This window comes from Candidatus Curculioniphilus buchneri endosymbiont of Curculio glandium (genome assembly GCF_964275155.1).
Lineage (GTDB): Bacteria > Pseudomonadota > Gammaproteobacteria > Enterobacterales > Enterobacteriaceae > Curculioniphilus > Curculioniphilus buchneri.
The window spans coordinates 198697-224194 of sequence record NZ_OZ193413.1; the positions used below are offsets into that span (position 1 = coordinate 198697).

General features: G+C 29.8%; 15 protein-coding genes, 3 tRNA genes and 1 pseudogene. 11 read left to right on the top strand and 8 right to left on the bottom strand.

The window, feature by feature from the left end; genetic code table 11:
* Positions 1-10 precede the first annotated feature (10 nt).
* The 3 genes from pheS to ihfA are packed head-to-tail and all read left to right on the top strand — an operon-like array spanning position 11 to position 3763.
* Positions 11-994: a phenylalanine--tRNA ligase subunit alpha gene (gene pheS, locus ACICP0_RS00590; RefSeq protein WP_395480227.1), complete on the top strand. Its 984-nt coding sequence runs from the start codon at positions 11-13 to the stop codon at positions 992-994.
* A 14-nt stretch (positions 995-1008) separates the two neighbouring features.
* A complete protein-coding gene (gene pheT / locus ACICP0_RS00595; protein WP_395480029.1) occupies positions 1009-3417 on the top strand; it encodes a phenylalanine--tRNA ligase subunit beta in 2409 nt (802 codons plus the stop codon).
* Positions 3418-3421: 4 nt separating this feature from the next.
* Positions 3422-3763, top strand: a complete 342-nt coding sequence (ihfA, locus tag ACICP0_RS00600) for an integration host factor subunit alpha (protein WP_395480030.1) — start codon at positions 3422-3424, stop codon at positions 3761-3763.
* Between the two features lie 409 nt (positions 3764-4172).
* On the opposite strand, the gene ribB is transcribed toward ihfA, so the two are convergent.
* Positions 4173-4817, bottom strand: coding sequence for a 3,4-dihydroxy-2-butanone-4-phosphate synthase (gene ribB, locus ACICP0_RS00605; protein WP_395480031.1), 645 nt, complete (start codon positions 4815-4817; stop codon positions 4173-4175).
* A gap of 290 nt (positions 4818-5107) precedes the next feature.
* On the opposite strand from ribB, the gene ACICP0_RS00610 reads away from it, so the two are divergent.
* The gene (locus ACICP0_RS00610) at positions 5108-5524 is read left to right on the top strand and encodes an accessory factor UbiK family protein (RefSeq protein ID WP_395480032.1); all 417 of its coding nucleotides are present in this window, start codon (positions 5108-5110) and stop codon (positions 5522-5524) included.
* Between the two features lie 88 nt (positions 5525-5612).
* Here ACICP0_RS00610 and hldE read toward each other — a convergent pair whose 3' ends face one another.
* Positions 5613-7040, bottom strand: a complete 1428-nt coding sequence (hldE, locus tag ACICP0_RS00615) for a bifunctional D-glycero-beta-D-manno-heptose-7-phosphate kinase/D-glycero-beta-D-manno-heptose 1-phosphate adenylyltransferase HldE (protein ID WP_395480033.1) — start codon at positions 7038-7040, stop codon at positions 5613-5615.
* A 2190-nt stretch (positions 7041-9230) separates the two neighbouring features.
* Between hldE and ACICP0_RS00620 the strand changes: the two genes are divergently transcribed.
* Both ACICP0_RS00620 and rplY read left to right on the top strand, forming a co-directional pair.
* Positions 9231-10472, top strand: coding sequence for a multifunctional CCA addition/repair protein (locus ACICP0_RS00620; RefSeq protein ID WP_395480034.1), 1242 nt, complete (start codon positions 9231-9233; stop codon positions 10470-10472).
* Between the two features lie 536 nt (positions 10473-11008).
* The gene (gene rplY / locus ACICP0_RS00625) at positions 11009-11296 is read left to right on the top strand and encodes a 50S ribosomal protein L25 (protein WP_395480035.1); all 288 of its coding nucleotides are present in this window, start codon (positions 11009-11011) and stop codon (positions 11294-11296) included.
* 570 nt (positions 11297-11866) lie between these two features.
* Here the strand turns inward: rplY and ACICP0_RS00630 are convergent.
* From ACICP0_RS00630 to ribD, 4 genes are all read right to left on the bottom strand, one after another.
* Complete coding sequence (locus ACICP0_RS00630) at positions 11867-12367, bottom strand: phosphatidylglycerophosphatase A (RefSeq protein ID WP_395480036.1); 501 nt, start codon at positions 12365-12367, stop codon at positions 11867-11869.
* A gap of 594 nt (positions 12368-12961) precedes the next feature.
* Positions 12962-13381, bottom strand: coding sequence for a transcription antitermination factor NusB (gene nusB / locus ACICP0_RS00635; protein ID WP_395480037.1), 420 nt, complete (start codon positions 13379-13381; stop codon positions 12962-12964).
* A gap of 21 nt (positions 13382-13402) precedes the next feature.
* Entirely contained in the window at positions 13403-13870 is a 468-nt protein-coding gene (gene ribE / locus ACICP0_RS00640) for a 6,7-dimethyl-8-ribityllumazine synthase (RefSeq protein ID WP_395480038.1), read from the bottom strand.
* A gap of 84 nt (positions 13871-13954) precedes the next feature.
* Positions 13955-15076 carry a bifunctional diaminohydroxyphosphoribosylaminopyrimidine deaminase/5-amino-6-(5-phosphoribosylamino)uracil reductase RibD gene (gene ribD, locus ACICP0_RS00645; protein ID WP_395480039.1) on the bottom strand — a complete coding sequence of 374 codons (1122 nt, stop codon included), beginning with the start codon at positions 15074-15076 and terminating at the stop codon, positions 13955-13957.
* Positions 15077-16716: 1640 nt separating this feature from the next.
* Here ribD and ftsY point away from each other — a divergent pair.
* From ftsY to ACICP0_RS00660, 3 genes and pseudogenes are all read left to right on the top strand, one after another.
* Positions 16717-17622, top strand: a pseudogene (ftsY, locus tag ACICP0_RS00650) (signal recognition particle-docking protein FtsY); the annotation flags it as partial.
* Between the two features lie 1374 nt (positions 17623-18996).
* On the top strand, positions 18997-19854 hold the full coding sequence (gene rpoH / locus ACICP0_RS00655; protein WP_395480040.1) for an RNA polymerase sigma factor RpoH: 858 nt from the start codon (positions 18997-18999) through the stop codon (positions 19852-19854).
* Positions 19855-21243: 1389 nt separating this feature from the next.
* On the top strand, positions 21244-22431 hold the full coding sequence (locus tag ACICP0_RS00660) for a NupC/NupG family nucleoside CNT transporter (RefSeq protein WP_395480041.1): 1188 nt from the start codon (positions 21244-21246) through the stop codon (positions 22429-22431).
* Between the two features lie 176 nt (positions 22432-22607).
* Here the strand turns inward: ACICP0_RS00660 and ACICP0_RS00665 are convergent.
* Together ACICP0_RS00665 and gltX are read right to left on the bottom strand one after the other, a co-directional pair.
* Positions 22608-22680: transfer RNA gene (locus tag ACICP0_RS00665), tRNA-Ala, on the bottom strand.
* A 115-nt stretch (positions 22681-22795) separates the two neighbouring features.
* Positions 22796-24223 carry a glutamate--tRNA ligase gene (gene gltX, locus ACICP0_RS00670; RefSeq protein ID WP_395480042.1) on the bottom strand — a complete coding sequence of 476 codons (1428 nt, stop codon included), beginning with the start codon at positions 24221-24223 and terminating at the stop codon, positions 22796-22798.
* 239 nt (positions 24224-24462) lie between these two features.
* Between gltX and ACICP0_RS00675 the strand changes: the two genes are divergently transcribed.
* Positions 24463-24538: transfer RNA gene (locus ACICP0_RS00675), tRNA-Val, on the top strand.
* A 19-nt stretch (positions 24539-24557) separates the two neighbouring features.
* Positions 24558-24630, top strand: a tRNA-Lys gene (locus ACICP0_RS00680).
* Positions 24631-25498 lie beyond the last annotated feature (868 nt).

Consider the following 25498-nt stretch of genomic DNA (forward strand, 5'->3'; position numbering starts at 1 on the left):
AATAGAATCTATTCTTAATCTTGCAGAGTTGATTGTACAAGCTAAATTAGCTATAGCACAATCTCAAGACATAGATACGCTGGAATTAATACGAGTTAAACATTTTGGTAAGAATGGTATTTTTTCTCAAAAAATGAAAATACTTAAAAATATGAACTCGAAGGAACGTCCAGTAGCAGGTATATTAGTCAATCAAGCTAAACAAGAAATACAACAAGCTCTGACCAATCATCAATTAAATCTAAAACAAATAGAATTAAATAAGAAACTTACAACTGAGATGTTAGATGTCACGTTGCCGGGACGGCGTATAGAAAATGGTGGACTTCACCCTATATCTCGTATTATTTCACGTATTGAACACTTTTTCTGCATGATGGGTTTTTCAATAGAAACTGGACCAGAAATTGAAGATGAGTATCATAATTTTGATGCTTTGAATATTCCTGCACATCATCCAGCTCGTACAGACCATGATACTTTTTGGCTCGGTACTACTCGACTTTTACGTACTCAGACTTCTAGTATACAAATTCGAACTATGAAGTTACAACAGCCACCCATACGTATTATTGCGTCAGGACGAGTATATCGGAATGATTATGATCAAACTCATACTCCAATGTTTCATCAAATGGAAGGAATGATCGTTGATACCAATATTAATTTTAGTAATCTGAAAAATATATTGCACAATTTTTTACAAAATTTCTTTGAAAAGGATTTACAGATTCGTTTTCGCCCATCCTATTTTCCGTTTACTGAACCTTCTGCTGAGGTAGATGTGCTAGGAAAACATGGTCAGTGGTTAGAGGTCCTTGGTTGTGGCATGGTACATCCTAACCTGTTACACAATGTTGCTATTGATCCGGAAATTTACTCCGGCTTTGCATTCGGTATGGGCATAGAACGACTGGCTATGCTAAGTTACGGTATTACAGATTTGCGAATATTTTTTGAAAATGATTTGCGTTTTTTAAAACAATTTAAATAGTGTGAGATGTAGGAATGAAGTTTAGTGAGCTGTGGTTACGAGAATGGGTGAATTTAAATATTGACATGAGAGCATTAACAAATCAAATGACTATGGCTGGCTTAAAAGTCGAAAATGTAGAACCAGTTACCAGTGGTTTGATTGAAAAAATGGTCATAGGTCGAATCGTAACATGCCAACAGCATCCTAATATTGATAAATGGCAAATTACTAAAGTGGATATTGGCAGAAAACATCTATTAAATATTATTTGTAAAGCCCAGAATTGCCGTACTGATCTTCGAGTAGTTGTAGCTAATTTTGATTCGTCAATACAAAAAAACTGTAAATCTAAAATGACCAAAGCGTTTAGTGAATTTTCAGAAGGCATGCTATGTTCTTTTGAAGAATTAGGTATTGTTGGCTATTATACTACTAATATTATTGAATTACCTATGGATGCTCCTATTGGTTATGATGTTCAAGATTATCTTAAACTTGAAGACAATATTATTAATATTAGCGTAACACCAAACCGTGCTGATTGCCTTAGTTTACTCGGAATTGCCCGTGATATTGCAGCATTTAATCGTATAACATTACAACAGCCAACCGTAAAGAAGGCAATCATATCACCAATTCCTCTCGAAAAGGACGCTATACTACCTGTCCGTGTTGATGCGCCTCATGCTTGCCCACGTTATCTTTGTCGAATAGTAAAGCATATTAATACTAGCGTTCTTACACCAATTTGGATGTCAGAACGACTGCGTCGTAGTGGTTTACAAGCAGTCAATGTGGTAGTAGACATTACTAATTATGTATTGCTAGAACTAGGTCAACCAATGCATGTTTTTGATCTTAAATATGTCAATGGAGGGATTGTCGTACGTAAGGCTCTCTCTGGTGAGAAGCTAATTTTATTAAATGGTAGTGAAGTTGTGCTCTCATCCGATACATTAATTATTGCTGATCACTATAAAATATTAGCACTAGCAGGGATATTAGGAGGGGCTATATCTAGTGTTAGTTCAGAAACAAAAGACATTATTTTAGAAAGTGCCTTTTTTAATCCATTAATCATAACTAACAGTGTACGCCATTATAATATACAGACTCATGCTTCTCGTCGCTATGAATATGGGGTAGATCCAAACTTGCAATTACATGCTATAGAACGAACAACTGAGTTGTTAATATCTATTTGTGGCGGTAAACCAGGATCAATTTGCAGTGTTATGACGCAATGTACACTGCCACAATTTAAAATAATTCATCTACGCCGAAATCGTTTAAATAAATTAATTGGCTATATCATACCTGATTCAGATGTCATTGAAATTTTAACTTGTCTTGGATGCCACATTAGTCAATGTGGAACTGATTTTCAAATTGAAATACCTAGTTGGCGTTTTGATCTAACTATTGAAGAAGATATTATCGAAGAAATTATACGAATATATGGCTACGAACTCATTCCAAATACTCCTATACATATTCATCTTGCAATGCCTATACACTATGAAAAAACTTTACCATTAACGCGTGTAAAAGAATTATTGGTAGATCGCGGTTATCAAGAAATCATTACCTATAGTTTTGTCGATCCCAAAGTACAGGCATTATTGCATCCGCAGTTAGTACCATTGCTCTTATCTAATCCAGTGTCTCACAATATGTCTTCAATGCGATTATCATTATTCATTGGTCTTCTTAAAGCAGTAATTTATAATCAAAATCATCAGCAGAAAAGAATTCGTTTGTTTGAAAGTGGATTATGCTTTGTTCCTGACAACATGGCCAATTTAGGAATACGTCAAGATCTTATGTTAGGAGGTGTAATTTCTGGACCGAATGTTAATGAACACTGGGACATGACATCTCAACTAGTAGACTTTTATGATATTAAAGGTGATCTTGAATCAATATTTGAGTGTAGTAGACAATTAGATGATATTGAGTTCAGAAGAAAAAATCATCCAGCACTGCATCCAGGTCAAAGTGCCGCAGCTTATATTATGGATGATCTTGTTGGATTTTTTGGCCTGATTCATCCTCAATTGGAAGCGCAATTAAATTTAAATAGCCGGACTCTAATTTTTGAATTATATTGGGAAAAGATTACCGCATGTGCTGTACCTAAAATTAATGATATTTCTCGCTTTCCAGCCAATCGAAGGGATATTGCCATAGTAGTAAAAGATAGTGTTGCTGCAGGAGATATTATTAAAGAATGTAGAAAAATTAATAAAAATCAATTAGTTGGTATTAATGTATTTGATGTGTATCGAGGTGAAGGTATAGCGAAAGGTTTTAAAAGTTTAGCAATTAGTCTAATATTGCAAGATACTACTCATACACTAGAAAAAAAGGAGATTGCCGCAACTATTGAAAAATGTGTAGCGGTATTAAAACAGCGATTCAAAGCCTCTTTGAGGGATTGAAGTTATGGTACTTACTAAAGCTGAAATGTCAGAATACTTATTTGAAATGCTGAGATTAAAAAAACGGGATGCCAAAGAAATTATAGAATTATTTTTTGAAGAATTACGACAAGCATTAGAAAATGGTGAGCAAGTAAAATTATCAGGTTTCGGTAATTTTGATTTACGGGATAAAAATCAACGACCAGGACGTAATCCTAAAACAGGTAAAGACATTCCGATTACCGCCCGTCGAGTAGTCATCTTTCGTCCTGGACAAAAGTTAAAAAACCGAATTGAGAATACTGCAACACATTCGAAAAATGAATTAAAAATAAATAAGATAATCAAGAAAAATTTGTTTTAAATAAAATTTTATTATATGTACTAATTTAATATTTAAACTATTAAGTACAAGTACAGTATTATATTATTAGAAATATTATTTTGATGTGTGTTCATAAGGTTTTATACTCCTAAAAGTTTATACAATACTTGTGAGAATAATAAGGCAAGTATATATTTATCAAATTGATACTATTAATATTCTTTTAATATTCTTTAACAATCAACTTCAGTATATTGCATGATTAAACAATTGTTCTTTACATGTTAATTGAATTAAAAATTACATTTTAAATCAGCTCTAATAAAGTTAGATGCTAGAAAATATTTAATTTGTCTAGTTTTCGATAAGTTCTAAGCTTTTATTGAAAACGTAATCATTCTAGATGAATGGTAGGTAATCAGGGCAATTAAATTTAGTACTGTTGTTCTCAGTAAGGATGAGTTAATCGATATAGCATCAGATCTTTGATGGTTAGTACTGGCATATTATAACGATGAGCAAAAGCAACGATCTCTGGTGCATGTGCCATGGTACCGTCATCATTCATTACTTCACTTAATACACCTGTCGGTTTTAAACCTGAAAGAATAGTTAAATCTACTGCTGCTTCGGTATGTCCTTGTCTTACTAATACGCCGCTAGCGTGAGCACAGAGAGGAAAAATATGTCCAGGACGGTTAAGATCGGATGGTTTTGCATTATGTTTAATTGCAGCTTGAATGGTTGTTAAACGATCGGCAGCAGAAACACCAGTAGTAATCCCTCGTGCAGCTTCAATGGTAACAGTAAATGGAGTTTGATAATGATTAGTATTATATTCTACCATCATCGGCAATGCTAATTGCTTCCGGAGTACTTCAGTAAGACATAAACAAACAATACCACTGCCGTGGCGAATAGTTAGTGCCATTTGTTCAATAGTCATATTTTCTGCTGCAAAAATTAGATCTCCTTCATTTTCACGATCTTCATCGTCAAGCACTAAGACACCGCGACCATTTCGAAGAGCATGTAATGCATTTTCTACACGTTGAAATGGTGAACCAAATTCAGAGATCATTATCTGATTCATGATAAATAACACCTTATAATTGATACGGGGCACAAGAAAAAGATAGATTTAGTTGCATTTGAACCATTGAAAAAATTAAATAAGGGATTAATATATCCATAATCTATTTTAGATATTTTAGCTATGTTCATAAAACAATAGAATATACACGCGCATCTTATTTTATAATCATCAGTTATACTATAAAATTAATCTGATATTGAGGCAATGAACCGATTGAGTATTTTAATTGTTTTTTTAAATTTAAATTATTATGCTTAACCTATTCCGTTTTTTTAAGGAAACTGATAATGTTTGATCTAAACAAGCTTGGACAAATTGCACGTCAAATTCAAGAATCTTTACCAAAAAGTTTCCAAGATTTAGACAAAAACATAGAAATAGCACTTTACCAAATACTAAAAAATCAATTTAATCGTATGCACTTGGTTAGTCGAGAAGAATTCGATACACAACATCAAATATTATTGCATATATGTGAAAAATTTAATCAAATTGAAGTACGCATTAATGCTATAGAAACTATATTAAAAGACAATGTAGTTAGTGTCCAGCCGAAATGTGAAGACAAATCTGTCGATTTAATAGAAGATGAAGTAAAAGATGACAAAGATAATAACAATATATCTATTATTAATAACAGCAGCGTTGATTCGCATCAAAACACATGTATTGATAATACAAATTTATCACCAAATAAGGAGTAAGTTTACTATGCTAATATATTGTCACAGACAGCTCATGATCGCTTATAATTAGAAATTGTGCATTAACATGCTTTAAACAAGATTAGTTTTATTTTTTGTTTTTGATAGTATTAATAATATTAGTTGTAGAGCATCCATATTTGAAATTTAGTGTTTTTACATTGCCTCCATTAGCCAATACTATTTCACTGCCAGCAATTGTATCAAGTTGATGATCTCCGCCTTTAACTAAAAAATCAGGTAAAAGATTACTAATTATACGTTTAGGCGTATCTTCATTAAAGGGTACTACCCAATCTACTACTTTTAAAGCTGACAGAACGGCCATGCGCTGAGCTAGTGGATTCACTGGACGGCTATCACCTTTTAAGCGTTTTGTAGATTCGTCGCTATTTACAGCAACAATAAGCCGTTCGCCCAATCTACGAGCATTGGATAGGTAACTGACATGGCCTTCATGAAGAATATCAAAAATACCATTCGTCATTACTATTTTTTCACCACGCTTACGTGCTAACGTAAGCGCATATTTTAATTCACATTCAGTCATCACACCCAACCTGATTTTAACATGACTTCGAATAGCAGATTCTAGCTCAACAGAACTGACAATAGATGTACCTAATTTTCCTACTACTACTCCTGCCGCAGTATTAGCTAAGAAACAAGATTTTTCTAAATTATTTCCGGCAGCTAACGATGCTGCTAGTACTCCAATAACCGTGTCTCCTGCTCCGGTAACATCGTATACTTCCTGAGTCTGTGTTTCTAGATATAATGGATTTTTTTTTGGTTGTAATAGGATCATACCTTTTTCTGAACGAGTAATTAACAATGCTGACAATTTATTATCGAAAATAAGTTTCATACCACGTTTGAATAATGTCTTTTCATCTTTACAAGGTCCTACTACAGCTTCAAACTCGGATAAGTTAGGTGTTAGTAGTGTTGCACCTCGATATCGATTGAAATCAATTCCCTTTGGATCAATTAGCACTGGAACATTAGCGTCACGTGCAAGAGTAATGATTTCTTGTACGTAAGACAATGAACCCTTTTTATAATCAGAAAGTACTAGAGCATTAGCTTGTGGTAAAGCCAATTGAATTCGTTCCAGTAAAAGAATTGCATCAAGATCATCAAAATTTTTTTCAAAATCTAATCGCATGAGTTGTTGATTACGTGATAGTATTCGTAGTTTTATAATGGTGGAATGGGTAGCAATAGCAATAAAATTACAGGTAACATTCATTTTCCTTAGGAGAGTATTTAAAGTCTGAGCAGCATCATCAATTCCTGTTAATCCAATTAAATGTGCATGAGCACCCAGCGCAGCAATATTCATTGCGACGTTGGCCGCACCGCCAGGTCGTTCTTCAATAGTATTTATTTTTACGATGGGTACTGGTGCTTCTGTGGAAATCAAGTTACTGGAACCATACCAGTACCGATCTAACATAACATCACCTACAATAAGTATATTTGCTTGTTGGAAATCAGGAAAGGTAACTGTCATTATCTTTCTCCACAGAGGTTTATTTTATAAAAATGCTATTTTTATTTATAAAGTATATTTTTTCTATTGTGTTGTTGAAAATTAAATGACAAAGATACTATCTTTACATCTTTATTCCATCTTATTAAAATACATGTAATTTAATAAAATTATTGATTTTAGAAACACACAACACATTGTTTTTCTAATTTTGATTTACCGATAATTGGACAAAGTACTAAAATTCAATAAGAACATGTATTATATTTTTGATATATAATACAATTTCTAAAAACTACACATATTATGATCATAAATAATAAATTTATAATTTATACGCTAAATAACAAGCATTCTTTTTTTATTGTAAACAACGTAATAGTATTATTACTTATGTTATAATTAAATATTAACACTTATAGCTTATATATCTATTTTAATGATAAAAATTTATTTCATCGAGAGTTAAAAAATTGTAAAATTTGATACATGTGTCTTTTAGTTTTATACTATAAAGTGTATTAAGATTACGTGACTATACAAATTATGTATTAAAATAATCATTAAATTATATCGTTAGAAATTAATAAAATAAACATAGATTCAATTTACTCTAATCTTTCTACATCCTACATCTAATTTCTATTAGATTTTTAGTATTGTAAAATACTAATAAGCGATAAAGTGTATAATTTTTATGTGTCATCGCACAAAAAATCGTTACTAATGTATAATTATTATTTACATTTTAATATTTAAGTAAAATTCCTAAAAATATAAATAGAGATACATTGATATTTACATGTTTTTAGTTAGGTTAGTCGATTCTGTTAATACTTTCATAGTTCGATCATAAGTATCGCTTAATGTCAAATTTTCTGATTATAATACTAAGTAATTGTAGTATTTTAATCTTGTTCACTTAAAACACGTCATCGTAACTATAAATTTATTATGTTCGTGAGGCAATACGTTTTAGTTGGAATATTTTGGTATTCATAATTTAATATTGATTGTTTTATATTGTAAAAACTAGTTTCTAGTATAATAAGTGAAATGCGATATCTTAGCTAAGAAAATGAAATGTGTATTACATATTAAGTATATTTTGCTATAATTTAATATAAAATACATATTTAATTTTTAAAAAATTTGATTTCATGTTCTTTTAAATCAAATTTTTTAATTGATAAAAGATTGCATATGAATACCATTATTTTTATTGATTTTTATTAATTAATATGCAGGTATATATTACTTTAAATCTAAATATATATTTCATATAAATAAACTAAAATAATAAATTAATTCATTAATTACACATGGTGTGTAGCTTCTTATAGCCTATTAAAATCCACCAATAATATTTTATGATTATTTAAATATGTTATTGTGCAGTGACTAGAAGAAATTTTAGTAATAAAAATGTATTACTTTAATATGATTAATCTAAGATTAATTTTATCTCCACCATTGTCACATTATAACATATATTCTATAAATTGGTATTTAGATATAACTTTACAATGGAAATATTGCCATCTCAATACATTGAATTTTATTCATATTTCATGAAATAGCTTAACGAAACCATTAATTTTGTATTGTATGTAAGCATAAAAAATAAGATTCATATCTTGCATTATATAAAGTTAAAGATTAATTAACTTAAACAAAGTACAGTATTAAAAATTAAAATACTGTAAAATAGCCACTAGCTTATACATAATATTTCATATTGATTAAATACTATTTGAGTTCAAAATCCATATCATATGTGTGTATAGTACAGCATAATGATAATTATCAATATAATATTATTATTGAATAGTTACGAATAAAACTAATTGTATTTTCACTGAAATTAGGGACAAATATTTAACATAATAGTTATACTCACCATTGGTTGGTGGTACATATTAACTATACACAACATTATAAAAATAAAAAATTTTTATTTTTATCTCAGTTTTGATTGATTCAAATTATTTGTCATTAAATAATCTAAATTTAAGTATAATACTAGCGTTTGTTGACTATATTCGATACTTTTATTAACTCCGATAAATCTAATATTTTTTGCTTAATATATACATATACAGTTATGTGGCAATATATAAATAAAATATAACTGAAAAGATGCATTCTAAAATAGAATGTCACTTATATAGTAGTGTTTAAAAATTAAAGTTATCTTTATATTGTCAGGAGATGAATGTGAAGAAATATTTAGTTGGAGGCGCTGTACGTGACAGTTTGTTACGAGTTCCTATAAAAGAACGTGATTGGGTCGTAGTAGGATCAACTCCACAAGAAATGTTAGCAGAAGGTTATCAACAAGTCGGTAAAGATTTTCCAGTATTTCTTCATCCAAAAAGCTATGAAGAATATGCATTAGCTCGTACAGAACGCAAATTAGGTCATGGATATACTGGTTTTTCTTGCTATACTTCATCAAAAGTAACGTTGGAAGAGGATCTTTGTCGACGTGATCTCACTATTAATGCTATAGCCCGAGACGAACAAGGCAATTTAGTTGATCCCTATCAAGGACAGCAAGATATCACATTTCGCCGATTACGCCATATTTCTAATGCTTTTAGAGATGATCCTTTACGGGTGTTGCGTACAGCACGTTTTGCTGCAAGCTTTGCTCATCTTAATTTTGTTATTGTACCAGAAACTTTATCTCTTATGCAACAGATGCGCAACGAGCTATTTTTTTTGACTCCTGAACGAGTATGGAAAGAAACGGAACGGGCGCTGTTAACTCAAAATCCACAAGTATACTTTCAGGTACTACGCGATTGTGGTGCATTGAAAATCTTATTTCCGGAAATAGATGCATTATTTGGTATTCCTGCTCCAAAAAAATGGCATCCTGAGATTGATACTGGACAGCATACTTTAATGACTGTATCAATCTCAGCTCAATTATCAAATGATATTGAAGTACGCTTCGCTGCACTGTCTCATGATTTAGGTAAAGCGTTAACTCCAAGTAAATTATGGCCTCAGCATCATGGTCATGGTCCTGCTGGTGTAAAACTAATAGAAAACCTATGCCAACGATTAAAAATACCTAGTTCAATACGTGAACTCGCAATAGTTGTTACAAAATATCATGATTTGTTGCATAATGCAGACAAATTATCGCCCAAAGCTTTAATTAAACTTTTCAATGCTATTGACGTATGGCGACGACCAGAACGTCTTGAAAAAATAATCTTAGTTAGTGAATCCGACGCTCGTGGACGTACCGGATTTGAAAATTATTCATATTTTCAAGGAGATTATTTACGACAAGCCTATCAAATATCACGTTCTGTTACTGCATATGAAGTAATAGAAGCCGGCTTTCATGGAATGCATATCAGTTCTGAACTGATGTATAGACGACAGCATGCATTAGCTAGCTGGCGAAAAGAGTGGATAAAAAACAGTAATTTATGATAGTAAAATAGACTCGATTAATATTTTTTAAATTGAACCAACGTTCAAAAACGCTCATAGTAGAAATAAATGAATTTGAAGTGATCGTATATTTTTATACTATTACAGGTAATAAATTATTAACGATTGACGTTCTTTTATCTAAAAACATCTTTTATTTTTAAGTAAAGTAAAATACTTTTACGTCAGTGAATATTAATATCGTTTAATCATGGCCATTTTATTTTGAATGAGTTTTAGATGTAGATAGCTGCTCTATTTTATTATGGAATAATATATCAAATAGCTTAGCTTGATATATTAAAATGAAACAATATACACGTGCTGTACTTTTATTTTATTATGAATACAATAATATTAACTCAATGTAGTTTAATATAATAAAATATAAAAATATTTATTCATTTTCAGTTGTTTCATTACATCCATAATATATATAATATCCCAATCTTGCATTATTAAGTATAGTGACATGTGTTGATTTTATTTTTTTAAAATATATCTTTTGGATTAAATGTGATTTTATGGAGTAAAATATGTTAACTATTAACGCTGACATCCGTAAAAAAAAAGGAACAAGAGCCAGTCGTCGCTTACGTTTTACAAACAGAGTGCCTGCTATTGTATATGGCGGCATCGAAGGTTCGATTGCAATCGAATTAGATCAAAATGCAATATTAAACAACCAAACTAAGGAGAATTTTTATAGCCAAATTTTGGCATTAATCATTGATGGTATAATGACTACAGTAAAAGTTCAATCGATACAGCGTCATCCATTTAAACCGAAACTAATACATATCGACTTTATTCGTCTTGTATAAAAATTACACACTCAAATGGTTTTGATTTTGTCACAGTTATATTGACTATAAATAAAATAAAAATAAATTATGCCCTGACTTGCTTTCTAAAAAAAGAATCAATAATTTTATGGTCATAAGATATGATGATTATCATGATTGATTGTATGAATATTAAACTTGTCACTTGCGCTATCTGTCATATTTTATATAGAACGTTAATTTTTAATGTATTTTAAAGCACAATAACAGATACACATAATATGTTATGTAAAAAGGTTGATCAAAAACAATATAACATATATTGCATTAGCGTAATATACTTTCGGTGCAGGAAAATTGACTATTCTACACAGCACGATAATACCATTATATTACATATAGATAAATTTTTAGATAAATTTTAAATAAATAACTTCAAAAGGTTTTTATATAAAATATTAAAAAAATGACAAATTTTTTCACAGAAAAACACATAGAAATATATGCAAAGATCATCAGTAGTTTGCTATTAAAATAATTAAAATAGCCTATTTTTTAAATACTTTAAATTTATTTAATTGTTCTTTATCATTTGATAAATATTCATATTCAATTTAATACACAATAGTATTCCGCACAATATAGAATGCCGGCAGAAACCATACCGGCTGCTACATCATCGATAACAATTCCAACCCCTCCTTGTACATTGCGATCTAACCAACGAATCGGCCAAGGTTTCCAAATATCTATAAATCGAAAGAGACAAAACCCAATTAATATATATTTCCAATGATCTGTTGATATCATCATTAAGGTTATCCATATTCCAATAAATTCATCTAAAACGATGCAACTATGATCATGTATACCTATATCACATGCAGTTCGATGGCAACAGTAAATTCCAAGTAACATAATAAATATTACTACTAGTAAGTAACATTCCCAAGGTAATAATACTAAAAAAAACCAAAGTAAAATTGCTACTAAAGAAGCAACTGTTCCTGGCATTATAGGACACATTCCAGCACCAAAACCTGTAGCTATCCAATGCCATGGATTGGTAAGTGTTATAATCTTGTACTTGGTAACTAGCGTTGTTTTCATGTTTGACATATTCCAATTACAGTAATTTATAATTGTATATCAGTACATTCTATAAATTAAAATTACAAAAAATTTAATATTTTCCGTTAAATTACATTTAACTAACTTATATAACATGGCAGTCAACAAAGACTAATGAAATTGTAACTGTAAGCAATCGCTAATATTTAATTATCATAGATAAAAAACTATTTATCTATTTAGCAGTATCATAAACCAACATTAATTTTCTAGTTGATTAGAACGATCAAATTATATTTGAACAATGTCAGTAATATAAAATAAAAAACTAATATTTTCATAAATTAATTTAACTAAAAAATGGTTAACTATTGAATAAAATTATTGCTAGATTGTAAAAGAAATTATTCTATAATGAACCATAAACTATCAAACTATAAAATTATCCAAAAGATATATATCCGTTATTAATATATTTCCACTAACTCTGATTAGCTTTCAGAAACAATTAAAAAATATAGATAATGCAGATAGGATCATATCCCATTTATGCTATAATAATATTACTCATGCAAACGCTGAAATATTAATTGCAATCAAATACAAAGCAATGGCAATAAATAAGTATAGTATTTATTTTTTGTTAGGACGAACTCGGGAAGCTGCTTTGTCTAAGACACCATTAATAAATTTATGGCTCTCGTCTGCACCAAAAATTTTGGCTAATTCAATCGCTTCATTAATAGCAACTCTATATGGAACTTCATGGTGGTTACTTAACTCAAATAATGCGATACGTAATACAGCATGTTCCACATATCCCAATGTTTTTAGTTGACGAGAAAGGAAAGGCATCATCAAATGATCCAGCTGGGCGGCATTAGTCGCAACGCCTAAATACAACTTGTGAAAATAATCAATATCTACGTCTGAAGTATTTTGATTTTTCAAAAATTGAGCTTCAGTATCAATAATATCATTATGTGATAATTGCCAGGAATAAAGCGCTTGGAGGGCACATTCACGCGCTCGACGGCGTCGTATAAGTTTCAAATTTTCTCCTTTTTTAAATCATTATGTTATAAATTTTAATACATTAATCATTTCCAGCGCAGTTAACGCAGCTTCTGCACCTTTGTTACCTAATTTGGTTCCGGCACGCTCGATTGCTTGTTCGATGCTATTAGTAGTCAATACACCGCATGCTACTGGCATTGAATGTTTTAAAGCCACCGTAGTTAAGCCTGAAATGCACTCACAAGCAATGCGTTCAAAATGAGTAGTACTTCCGCGAATTATTGTACCTAAAGCTATGATAGCATCATATTGTCTACTGTTAGCTAAAACACTCGTTGTTAATGGTAACTCATACGCGCCAGGCACCCAAACGACAGTAATATTTTCATTTTTGACCTGACCAAAACGATCCAAAATGTCCAGGGCACCATTAAGTAAATTATCGTTGATAAAATTGTTAAAACGTGCAATAACTATTGCACAACGTGCATCAGGTGCCGCAACAAGACTTTTAATAAGGTTCATGTTTGTCCTTGAATGATATTGTTGTTATGACAAAAATATAAATTTTTACATAAGACTTTCTTGCCATATATAAAGAGTATTATGCTATTTTTCAGGTTTTAAGTGTAGACTAATGTCTGGACCTACCTGACGAATATTTAATAAGGTAAATGTTAGTACATCATTGAGTTGTGATACACTAGGTAGAAGACATAATGGTCGAGCGTTTTCACCCAGCAATTTTGGTGCTTGATATAAGATCAATTCATCCACTAATCTTGCAGTTAGTAATGCTCCTGCCAAGGTTGCCCCCGCTTCTACCCAAACGTTATTAATCTGACGGCGACCTAATTTCATCATCAACATTACTAAATCTAAATGTTTAACTGCTTGAGACGATTTTTTTGGAAAAATAAGTTGTTCCACTGACTTTGGCCAAATTTGTGTATCTGGTGTTAAACGTGCTAACCAAGTGAATCCATCTTCCTGTATTATGCGATGTTGTGGTGTAACACGATTATTGCTATCAACAATAACTCGTATTGGTTGGCGTAATTGTATCTTTGGATAAAGATTTTGAATCTCTTCTGTTAGCGATGACCAGCGTACTGTAAGAGCAGGATTATCTGCTAATATAGTGGAGGCGCTTGAAAGAATAGCATCGCTTTCAGCTCTAAAATTTTGCATATCTTGTCGTGATTGAAATGAAGTAATCCACTGACTCTCCCCTGATGACATAGCAGTACGACCATCAAGCGATGCTGCTAGTTTCAATCTAACCCATGGCAATCCAGTGCGCATACGTTTAAAAAAACCTAGATTAATTGCTTCAGCTTCCGTTAGCATCAAACCATGACGTACATTAATTCCTGCTTTTTGAAGTCGGTAAAGGCCACGACCTGCTACCGTAGGATTGGGATCAGGCATTGCTACTACCACTCTTGCTATGCCTGAACTAATTAGCTCGTCGGAACAAGGTGGTGTACAACCTTGATGGCTACAAGGTTCCAGAGTAACATAAGCAGTTGCACCACGTGCATCTTTTCCAGCCATGCGTAAAGCATATATTTCGGCATGAGGTTCTCCTACTCGTTGGTGATAACCCTCTCCGACAATGCATCGATTGCGAACAATTACACATCCTACATTTGGATTAGGCGAAGTAGTAAAACGTCCTAGACGTGCAAGTTCAAAAGCGCGTGAAAGATAGAGTTCATCATACTCCATATAATGTAATCCTTAGTAATATTACTAATGTTGCAATTTAATAATTCCTGTGACACAGGTTGTGAAAGTACTCAATACTATAGTAACACAAGTTAGATAATTAATTATATCTATCAAGTATTCATGGATTGATAATCCCTCCTAATTATTTCATTTAAAATTTCATTTTTTAATCACACAATTTAAAACAATTAGATATTTGTGCCCTTAGTAATATTAAAAATCTAGATGGTTACTTTCTAAAATTTAAGTCATTATTTCTTACATTGAACAATTTCATTTATCTCTGTTATGATTATGCTAAAAAACTAATTCCATTATTCTAAATTTTAAGAAAGTTATTGTGATGAATTATCATATATATAACGTCGTGTCGACGAGATATGAAAGTACTATATATAATGCTCAGTTACTTTTATTGATCCATGCTATTATAGTTCATACTAGAATAAATAAAGATATTTATTGAAATATTACTATAAGTGAATTAAATATTATATTTTATAATTTAGAGTTAAGTTAAATATTAATTTATTTTTCTAATATTATGTTTAAGTTACACTTTTACGTGTAACGCAAGATAAAATGAACTATAACAGTTCATTAATAATAATTATTGGCTATCAGTATATGTTCTTTTTTTATTTTTATTTAAAGTTTATTGTACTGTGGCAAGGCATTTGATATTTTTTTGATACTTAAGTTCAATATGAATTGCGACATGTGACCACATTGAACCATCGAATTAAATTCTTTATATAGCGTATATTAGAATATAACATTTACATATCTCATGACATACGTTATGTAAAGAAATGTAACTATTATCTTTGTAACTTCTATGTGTACTATGAAGAATAATTTTATAATTATGAATTATAGTATTTAATAATAAATGATTGTTATTTTTTATTCAGCGTATTATATACAGAATACCTGTTATTTAAAGAATATAGTGAGATTGACTGATATATTATAAAATTTATTACATAAAAAATATGAATAGTGATTCAATAATAATTGATGCTATCGAAATACATGCGTAACGTTTTTACCATCAGATAAAGTATTGATGACATAATGAAGAATATTATAAAATACTTATCATCAAAGATAAGTAATGCTTAATATTAAGAATGGTTAATTCATAGAAAATTTCCTTAGAATTGACTTCGTTCGTTTAATAAATTAAGTAGAATAATTAAATAATTATTAATTCTACATTATTAATATGTACATTGAGTATTTTTTTTGCTTTGTTTTAATATTGAATTAAAGGGTAAAGAAAAACTTCGATAGAAATTACATGTTTTTCAGATCACTTGTGATCAAAAATTCGATATAAGTTATGTTATATAAAATAATATAAGTCATATAGTTTTCAACCGGTCGTAGTGCCAATTACTTTCAATCAAAAAATAGTTAATATAATACTTTGTTATTTAGACGTAATTCTGTTATACAGTCGTATTATATGTACTATATTTATATTGTAATGTTAAAACGTTTAACAAACGCAAGTACTAACTAGACTCTTATAGTTATAGAAAGTATGTTGCGTTATGTCGCATAAGGAAATTATTGTATTGAAAGAAGATATTGCTTGTAAATCTCTAATATCTACGCGTAGAACTTGGTTGAATCGACTAAAAAATAGTCTAGCGAATACCCGACATAACTTAGGATCTAAGCTAATTAACTTATTCAATAATGAGAAAATTAGTGATGCTTTTTTTGAATCATTGGAAGAACAATTGCTGGTTTCTGATATAGGCGTTGAAACTACACATAAAATTATTAGTAAGTTAAAGTTAATAAACCAAATGACTCAATATCATCTAAAGGATACGAGCATACTGTACAACAAGTTACGTGAAGAAATGACTTCTATTCTAACTATTGTCGATAAACCATTAATAGTGACAAAAAACACTCCGTTTATTATATTAATAATTGGCGTGAACGGTGTTGGTAAAACTACTACTATTGGAAAATTAGCTTATCAATATCAAATTCAAGGCAAACGTGTTCTGCTAGCAGCAGGAGATACTTTCCGTGCCGCAGCAATAGAACAACTTCAAGTATGGGGTAAACATAATCATATACCTGTTGTGGCACAACATATTGGAGCTGATCCCGCATCCGTAATTTTTGATGCTATTCAGTCTGCTCAAGCACATGATATTGACGTACTAATAATAGATACTGCAGGACGCTTACATAATAAAGTCAATTTAATAGCAGAGTTAACAAAAATTATTCGGATTATTAAAAAATTAGATTTTAGTGCTCCCCACGAAACTATGCTTATTCTTGATGCTAGTATTGGTCAAAATTCCGTTAACCAAGCCAAGTTATTCAATGATGCAGTAACTTTAACAGGTATTACATTAACCAAATTAGACGGTACTGCCAAAGGTGGAATAATTTTTGCAATTGCTAATAATTTCAGAATTCCAATTCGCTATATTGGAATTGGAGAGGGTCTTAATGATTTACGACCTTTTAAATCAGATGATTTTATTGAAGCCCTTTTTCCTAAGTAATTAAGAAATATAATTTATTAACAAATGAATAGTTCTTATTATCAGATTATGATCTTTTGAATAAAATAAAATAGAAGTAAATATACCTGTTGTCCTAATTATTAAATTATCATATTTCATCAAAGAGTTCTCTATAATTATAAAATCATTGTTATTTTATTAATACATGATATTATGTACGATAGTTTCATCATTTCACTAATATGGTAGTAATAACAATTAATCTTAATTAATCACATTTCCCATAACTTTTAAATAAATAATCGTCATTTAATAATGATACTATTTGATATACGCATCTTTTCAAAAAGATACTTAATTATTTAAACGTACTATACTATTTATAGGATGATACGTCATCATTGTATGTTGTATTATTCTTAGTAACTGACTATGAAACATAATATAATTTGTACGTATTTAAGATATATATAATATATGTTATATTTTCACATTATTGATTATATTGATTATTTAGTCAAAGTATATTGATATAATGTAGTCATGCCATTCGTTGCCAATGTATGACAATCATTAGTGTTTGTTCAGTAAACACTGAGAAAATATCTAACTATTTATCGTATGAACAAGTAATGAGCCGATATTTAAGCACTTTTAATTTAGATAAAGGATAAATATATGTAGAAAATATTTTGATCCAAAGAAATATATTGTTCTTTGAACATAGATAACAAAGTATCTTAGATATTAAAGTTTTTTGATAATTATATTTTTATAACATAGAATACAAATGGGATTTCAGTACCATTCATAGCTAGTGCACTACTATACCATAACAGTAGTAGTTTATTAAAGCGATATAACATTTTACTATAAATGGTATTATAAGAATTATCAAAAATAACATTGTTATATAATGTATGACATTAAGCTAGCGTGTTATATTAAGATATATATTATTAACTTATTGAATGTATTAATGAAATTACAGTGACTATCTTACTTTACTTTCTTTAAAATTAAATTTTATAGAATTAAATTCTATTTAAACAAGCATAATATATATGTCATCATATATTTTATTACCTAGTCCAGAAGTTAAAATTGACGGAAGTGAACATATTAGCAATATTTGCTATGTTCACACTTATCATTTAAATTTAAAATGTTATATAATTAACATTGATAGGCTAAGCTATACTAGCTCGTTGTCTCACTAGACAAATATATAAATAATATTTTTATAATTCATACGTTATTGATATGTATTTTTATTGAATAAGTTTTAGAGAATATGTTATTTTTAGTTAACTAGTAATTTGTAATTTTATTATTAGTTATATCTTTTTTATATGTTATGTCTACATATAAGTCTGAATCAAAAGGTACTTACATTTTATCGAGAGGTTATGAATGATAAAAGATATGCAAATTTCAGCCTATGTTCCTCATCGTAGTCTGGAAGACTATTTTAGAGCTGCTAATGTTTATCCAATACTTACAGCAGAAGAAGAACGTGCTTTGGCTGAACGGCTGCATTATCATGGCGATTTAGAAGCAGCTAAGCGTCTAATTCTATCTCACTTGCGATTTGTTGTTAATATTGCACGTACCTATTCAGGCTATGGCTTACCTCAAGCTGACTTAATTCAGGAAGGTAATATTGGTTTGATGAAAGCTGTACGCCGTTTTAATCCGGAAGTAGGCGTGAGATTAGTATCTTTTGCTGTGCATTGGATTAAAGCAGAAATTCATGAATACGTTTTACGAAATTGGCGTATTGTCAAAGTAGCAACTACTAAAGCACAACGAAAATTATTTTTTAATTTACGTAAAACAAAGCAGCGTTTAGGCTGGTTTAACCAAGATGAAGTAGAAATGGTAGCTAAAGAGTTAGGTGTGACTAGCAAAGATATCCGTGAAATGGAATTTCGTATGTCAGCACAGGATATGACTTTTGATCCAGCTCCGGAAGATGAAATAAACGAAGGGCAGTTCATAGTACCAATGCTTTATTTACAAGATAAAACATCTGATTTTGCTGATGATATTGAAGAAAATAACTGGGATAATCATACTACAGATAAATTAAGTGCAGCATTAAAAAGTTTGGACACACGGAGCCAGGACATCATTCGGTTACGTTGGTTAGATGACAATAATAGAAGTACGCTGCAAGAGCTTGCCAACCGCTATGGGGTTTCTGCAGAACGTGTGCGTCAACTAGAAAAAAGCGCAATGAAAAAATTACGTTTAGCAATAGAAGATTAATTGTAATAAAAAAATTATATCACACGAATTTACTAAATTATAATTGCAGCAGCTAGTTTTTCTGCTCTAGCTACATGGTTTTGATTTACTATATATATCGTATATATTAGTATTAGGGTGATTAATAATTGTTTTCATATCTTACACTATGAATATATTTTTTTATAATTATGATTACATCATTATTGTTTGATGATAGGTAAGATAATGTTTTTATAAAATTAGCTTAAGAAGTAAAAGTATTGTTTGAAGTAAAAGTATTGTTTAGTGTATATAAAATTATATTCATATTAGTTATGAGGATAATTTAAATTGAAGTCTGTGTTACAGCATATCTAAATTCTAAAGTATTCGAGTAATTGGATTATCGAATCCAGATTAAATTATAATAACATTATATAGGATAAAGACGATTAAATTTATGTCATAAAGACCAGTATGTTATTATTTTTAATAATTTCATACGCGTAATATGATTCTTATGATTTTTTAGATAAAAAAGCATAAATAAATTGTATAGATTAAAATTTTCATATAATATTAGCTATCACTATATTTAGTATTTTACTATTACATAATGTTTTTAAAAACATTAATATATTATATGTTACTAACTATTAACTTATTTGTTTATTTGTAGTGATGATTCAATCAAATTAAATGATTTAAAAAAACACATTATTAGCAATAAATAATCATTCAATTTAAAAATTAGTTAAGCAAGCTACGTTTAGTATAGAAAAGTACATTTTAATGTAAAAATTGTTGTTTTTAATAAATTTTTGGTCTTAATCTTAATTAAGATGTTAAGATGTAATGTAAACTAGTTTAGTGTGTTAAAAACTAAATCTATAGTAGATTTCCTATTATAAAAAAAGTGTACATATACATAATATGTACACATATAATAATAAAAACGGACATAAATCGATAACCTGTAAATTGCTATTAAATGTCACATATGAAACAAAAATTGAAGAAATCAGAGAAATCAGTAGAACATGTATCTAGTAAAGAGTAGATTTTAGTATCTTCTTACAATATAATTATTTTTATGAAAAAAATACTAATATCAATGAAAATATCAATAGCATAGTGCTATGTATGTAGTATTTGATTTTATAATATTTATAATATTTATATTTTTAGTTAAAAAGGTCGAGATTTTAACACAACAATTAGATGGACATCTAAAATATAATTGAATTATAATTCAGATACTGATCTTAAAATTAAGTATATAAGGATATTCTAGAAGAACCTTTCTAACATTATTTATCGCTAAATAGCTTAAAAATTTTTATCTTTATCACTTGTAACTCATTTTTCTCATCAAAGTTGCATATACAATACTCCAAGAATGATTTCTAATCTATTATCGGAGCAGCCATGTCTCGAATATTGCATTTCACTCTTTCGTTTACCATTATATCAATTTTAGCAATATTAGTAAGCCGCGACTATAAAAAGATCCGAGTACGTTTTATTATTCAGTTGTTAATGACTGAAATTTTCTTTGCTTATTTTTTTCTTCATTCTCAAATAGGTATTACTTTAGTACAACGTTGTGCCTCCCTATTCGATAAATTGTTATACTTTGCTACTGAAGGCACAAACTTCGTTTTTGGCAATATGAATAGTCAAGGACTAGCATTCTTTTTTTTGAATGTACTTTGTCCAATCGTTTTTATTTCCATGTTAATTGGTGTTTTACAATACATCCATGTACTACCTATTGTAGTTCGTATTGTTGGTACCGTGCTATCTAAAATTAGCGGTATGGGAAGACTAGAATCATTTAATGCATTGAGTTCATTAATGCTTGGACAATCAGAAAATTTTATTGCTTATAAAGATATTCTTGGAAAAATATCAGAGCAGCGCATGTACACCATGGCTGTTACAGCCATGTCCACGGTATCAATGTCTATTGTTGGTGCTTATATGACAATGTTAATACCAAAGTATATAGTGGCGGCTCTATTTTTGAATATGTCTAGTACATTTATTATACTATCGTTGCTGAATCCTTATCAAATAGATGAAAAAGACGATCTTCTTCAAATGGCTAATTTAAATGAAAATCAAAGTTTTTTTGAAATGTTAGGAGAATATATTCTTGCTGGTTTTAAAGTAGCAATCATTATTACTGCAATGCTTATTGGATTTATAGCATTTCTTGCTGCAATTAATGCCTTATTTACTATGTTATTTGATATTAGTTTCCAAAGTATACTTGGCTATATTTTTTTCCCTTTTGCTTGGATGATGGGGATACCTCTGCATGAAGCATTACAAGTTGGTAGTATTATGGCTACTAAGCTAGTCTCTAATGAATTTGTCGCAATGATTGAATTACAAAAAATTTCTGAAACGTTATCAGAACGTTCAGTAGGAATTTTATCTATCTTTTTAGTGTCTTTTGCTAATTTTTCATCTATTGGAATCATTGCAGGAGCTATAAAAGGACTACATGAACAGCAAGGAAATGTAGTTTCACGCTATGGTTTGAAACTTATCTATGGTTCTACGTTAGTTAGTATGCTATCTTCTTCTGTTGCTGGTCTAGTAATTTGATATAAAGATTCTCTAAAAAATATATCATATCATTAGGTTTTGTTGTAATTGTTAATCATTGATCCATATTAATGGTGGTAAGTTATAAATTGGCAAAGACTCAAGATTCTTGAGAATACTTTAACGCAATATTATTTTGCAGTAAGTACAATATAAAAAATAGTTAAAATTTTTAGTGGAGCTAGGCGGAATTGAACCGCCTACCTATTGCATGCCATGCAAATGCTCTTCCAAATGAGCTATAGCCCCGTATATTATGGAAAATAATTTATAACAGATTATCAAATCTCTAGTGATTCTTGATTAAGATAATAATATCAAGTGTTTTTTTAATATTAAAATACTGTTCGATCAGTATCGTCTTCTAATGTTTCTGAGAATGTGCATGTATAGTAGTAGCAATAAATGCTAATGCTTTGTCAATACGTGCTAAGGACCTTGATCGTCCGATAGCATGAATAGTCAAGTTTAATGATGGCGATCGATCAGTACCAATGACGGCAACACGAAGGGGCATTCCTATCTGATTGATGTTCATATGTAATTCTTTGGATGTCTTTTTAATCGCTTCATGTATTGAAGCGGGTGTCCATTCATTCAGTGATGCTAATATTTTTCGTATCATATTTAGAGATTCTATTGCTGTTGAGCATAAATATTTATTGGCAGAATTAACGTCAAATTCATTAAAATCTTCGTAGAAATAGTGACAACTAGTGGCTAACTCTTTTAGAGTTCTGCAACGTCCGCTTAACAATGTTAAGATATCTGTCAATTTTGGACCATTAAAAATATTAATTTCCTGTTTTTTAACATACCAGAGAAGGCGTGTAGCAATATCTTCTGTAGGAAGATGCTTGATGTAATACTGGTTTAACCAAAGTAGTTTTTCTACATTAAATGTACTATTCGATTTACTAACAGATTTCAAATTAAACATATTCTTCATTTGTTCTAAATTAAAAATTTCCTGATTACCATGAGACCATCCAAGACGCACAAGATAGTTTAATAATGCTTCTGGTAAGAAGCCGTCATCTCGGTATTGTATGATACTGCCCACATCATGTCGTTTAGAAAGTTTTTTACCATCATTACCTAAAATTATTGATAGATGAGCGTAGCTAGGTATTGGGGCATCTAATGATTTTAAGATATTAATTTGACGTGGCGTGTTATTAATATGATCATTTCCTCGAATTACATGAGTAATTTTCATATCATGATCATCAATTGCTGCACAGAAATTATAAGTAGGCGATCCATCAGCACGGCGAATGACAAGATCATCTAGCTCTTGGTTCTTAAATTCAATAGGTCCGTGAATCAAGTCGTTAAAAATGATTGAACCTTCTTGTGGATTACGAAAACGTACTACATAGGGATTCTTACTAATATAATGTCTATTACGATTACGACAATGGCCGTCATAACGTGGTTTTTTCAATTGTGCTATTTGTTTTTTACGTAGTGAATTTATTCGTTCTTTAGAGCAGTAGCACCTATAAGCATTTCCGTTAGACAACATATTTTCAATAACTATGTTATAACGGTTGAAACGTGTTGTTTGAAAATATGGGCCCTCATCCCAGTCTAGATTCAACCAGTTCATGCTATTTATAATAGCTTCAATTGCTGGTTGAGTTGAGCGCTCTAAATCAGTATCTTCTATACGCAATACAAATTTACCTCCTTGGCTTCGAGCAAAAAGCCATGAATAAAGTGCAGTACGTACGCTGCCGATATGTAAATAGCCAGTAGGACTGGGGGCAAAACGGGTTTTTATTTGCATCAAAACAGAATGCCTTCGTGACGTATGTAAATAATAAATTTTATAGCAATAGTGCTGTAAGAAGACCAAACATTTTACCATTTTACCATTAAAAGTTGAATTTTCAATTCATTTTTATTTTGGTCTTTTTTAACTATTTTTAATTTTTATGATTAGATATATTGAGATAATATACATACTTATAAGAAAATGATTGACTCATTCTTTAAATGTTCTTTATAATCTAAATTTGTTTCATTGGGTGATTAGCTCAGTTGGGAGAGCACCTCCCTTACAAGGAGGGGGTCGGCGGTTCGATCCCGTCATCACCTACCATTATTGCTTCAATTGCATTGGGTCGTTAGCTCAGTTGGTAGAGCAGTTGACTTTTAATCAATTGGTCGCAGGTTCGAATCCTGTACGGCCCATCATTTTATTGAAAGACGATGAACTCAATATTCCTTCCAATAATCTTTTGAAGGAGACATTTTTTAGATTTTCCTATCATCATTTTGATAAAAATTTATCTGTATAAAACCATACAGATATGAATGTAACGTACATAATAATATTATTTGATATATCATCACTAGTGTTTAAATTTATTAATATATTATATTGATTGCCAATAGTTAAGATAACTATTTACCATTTTGAAGCCACCTTTAACATCAATATATCATACTGTGAATGTAATATTATCAATATAATGATTAATTATTTGATCTAGATATCAAGCATTATTTGTATGTAATTCAAAATATTTAATACAGATAGCGATTAATTAAATTAGAATGACATTTCCTCAATCGAGGATGTATTTATGAATCGAGGATGTATTTATTTTTACTAAATACAAGTATTTATTATTATTGTTTAATTCTAAATTCATGACATTATATTATAATTTGATGTAATATTAAAAGAATATCTTTTTTTAAAAATTTTTATTTAAAAAGCAATGTTGAATTATCGTATTTACAATATGTTAATATTGTAAATTATATAAGCAATTTTGTTGCCAAATTCTTAATTTTTAAACTTTAATCATGCTATTATCTATAATAATAGAAAGAAAGTTATATAATCAAGATATTATATAAACAATAAAAATTAAGATAATGTCTAATCACAATTAGATCTTTTATTAATTTAATATTCACTATCATTACATATAAATTAATCTAGTAGTAATATGTTATATTAATTGTCTAGTCAAAGAGAATATAGCTAAAAATTGTCATATCGATGATATCTTATGCCTATAAATTTTATTTAGAATTATACTAATAATTA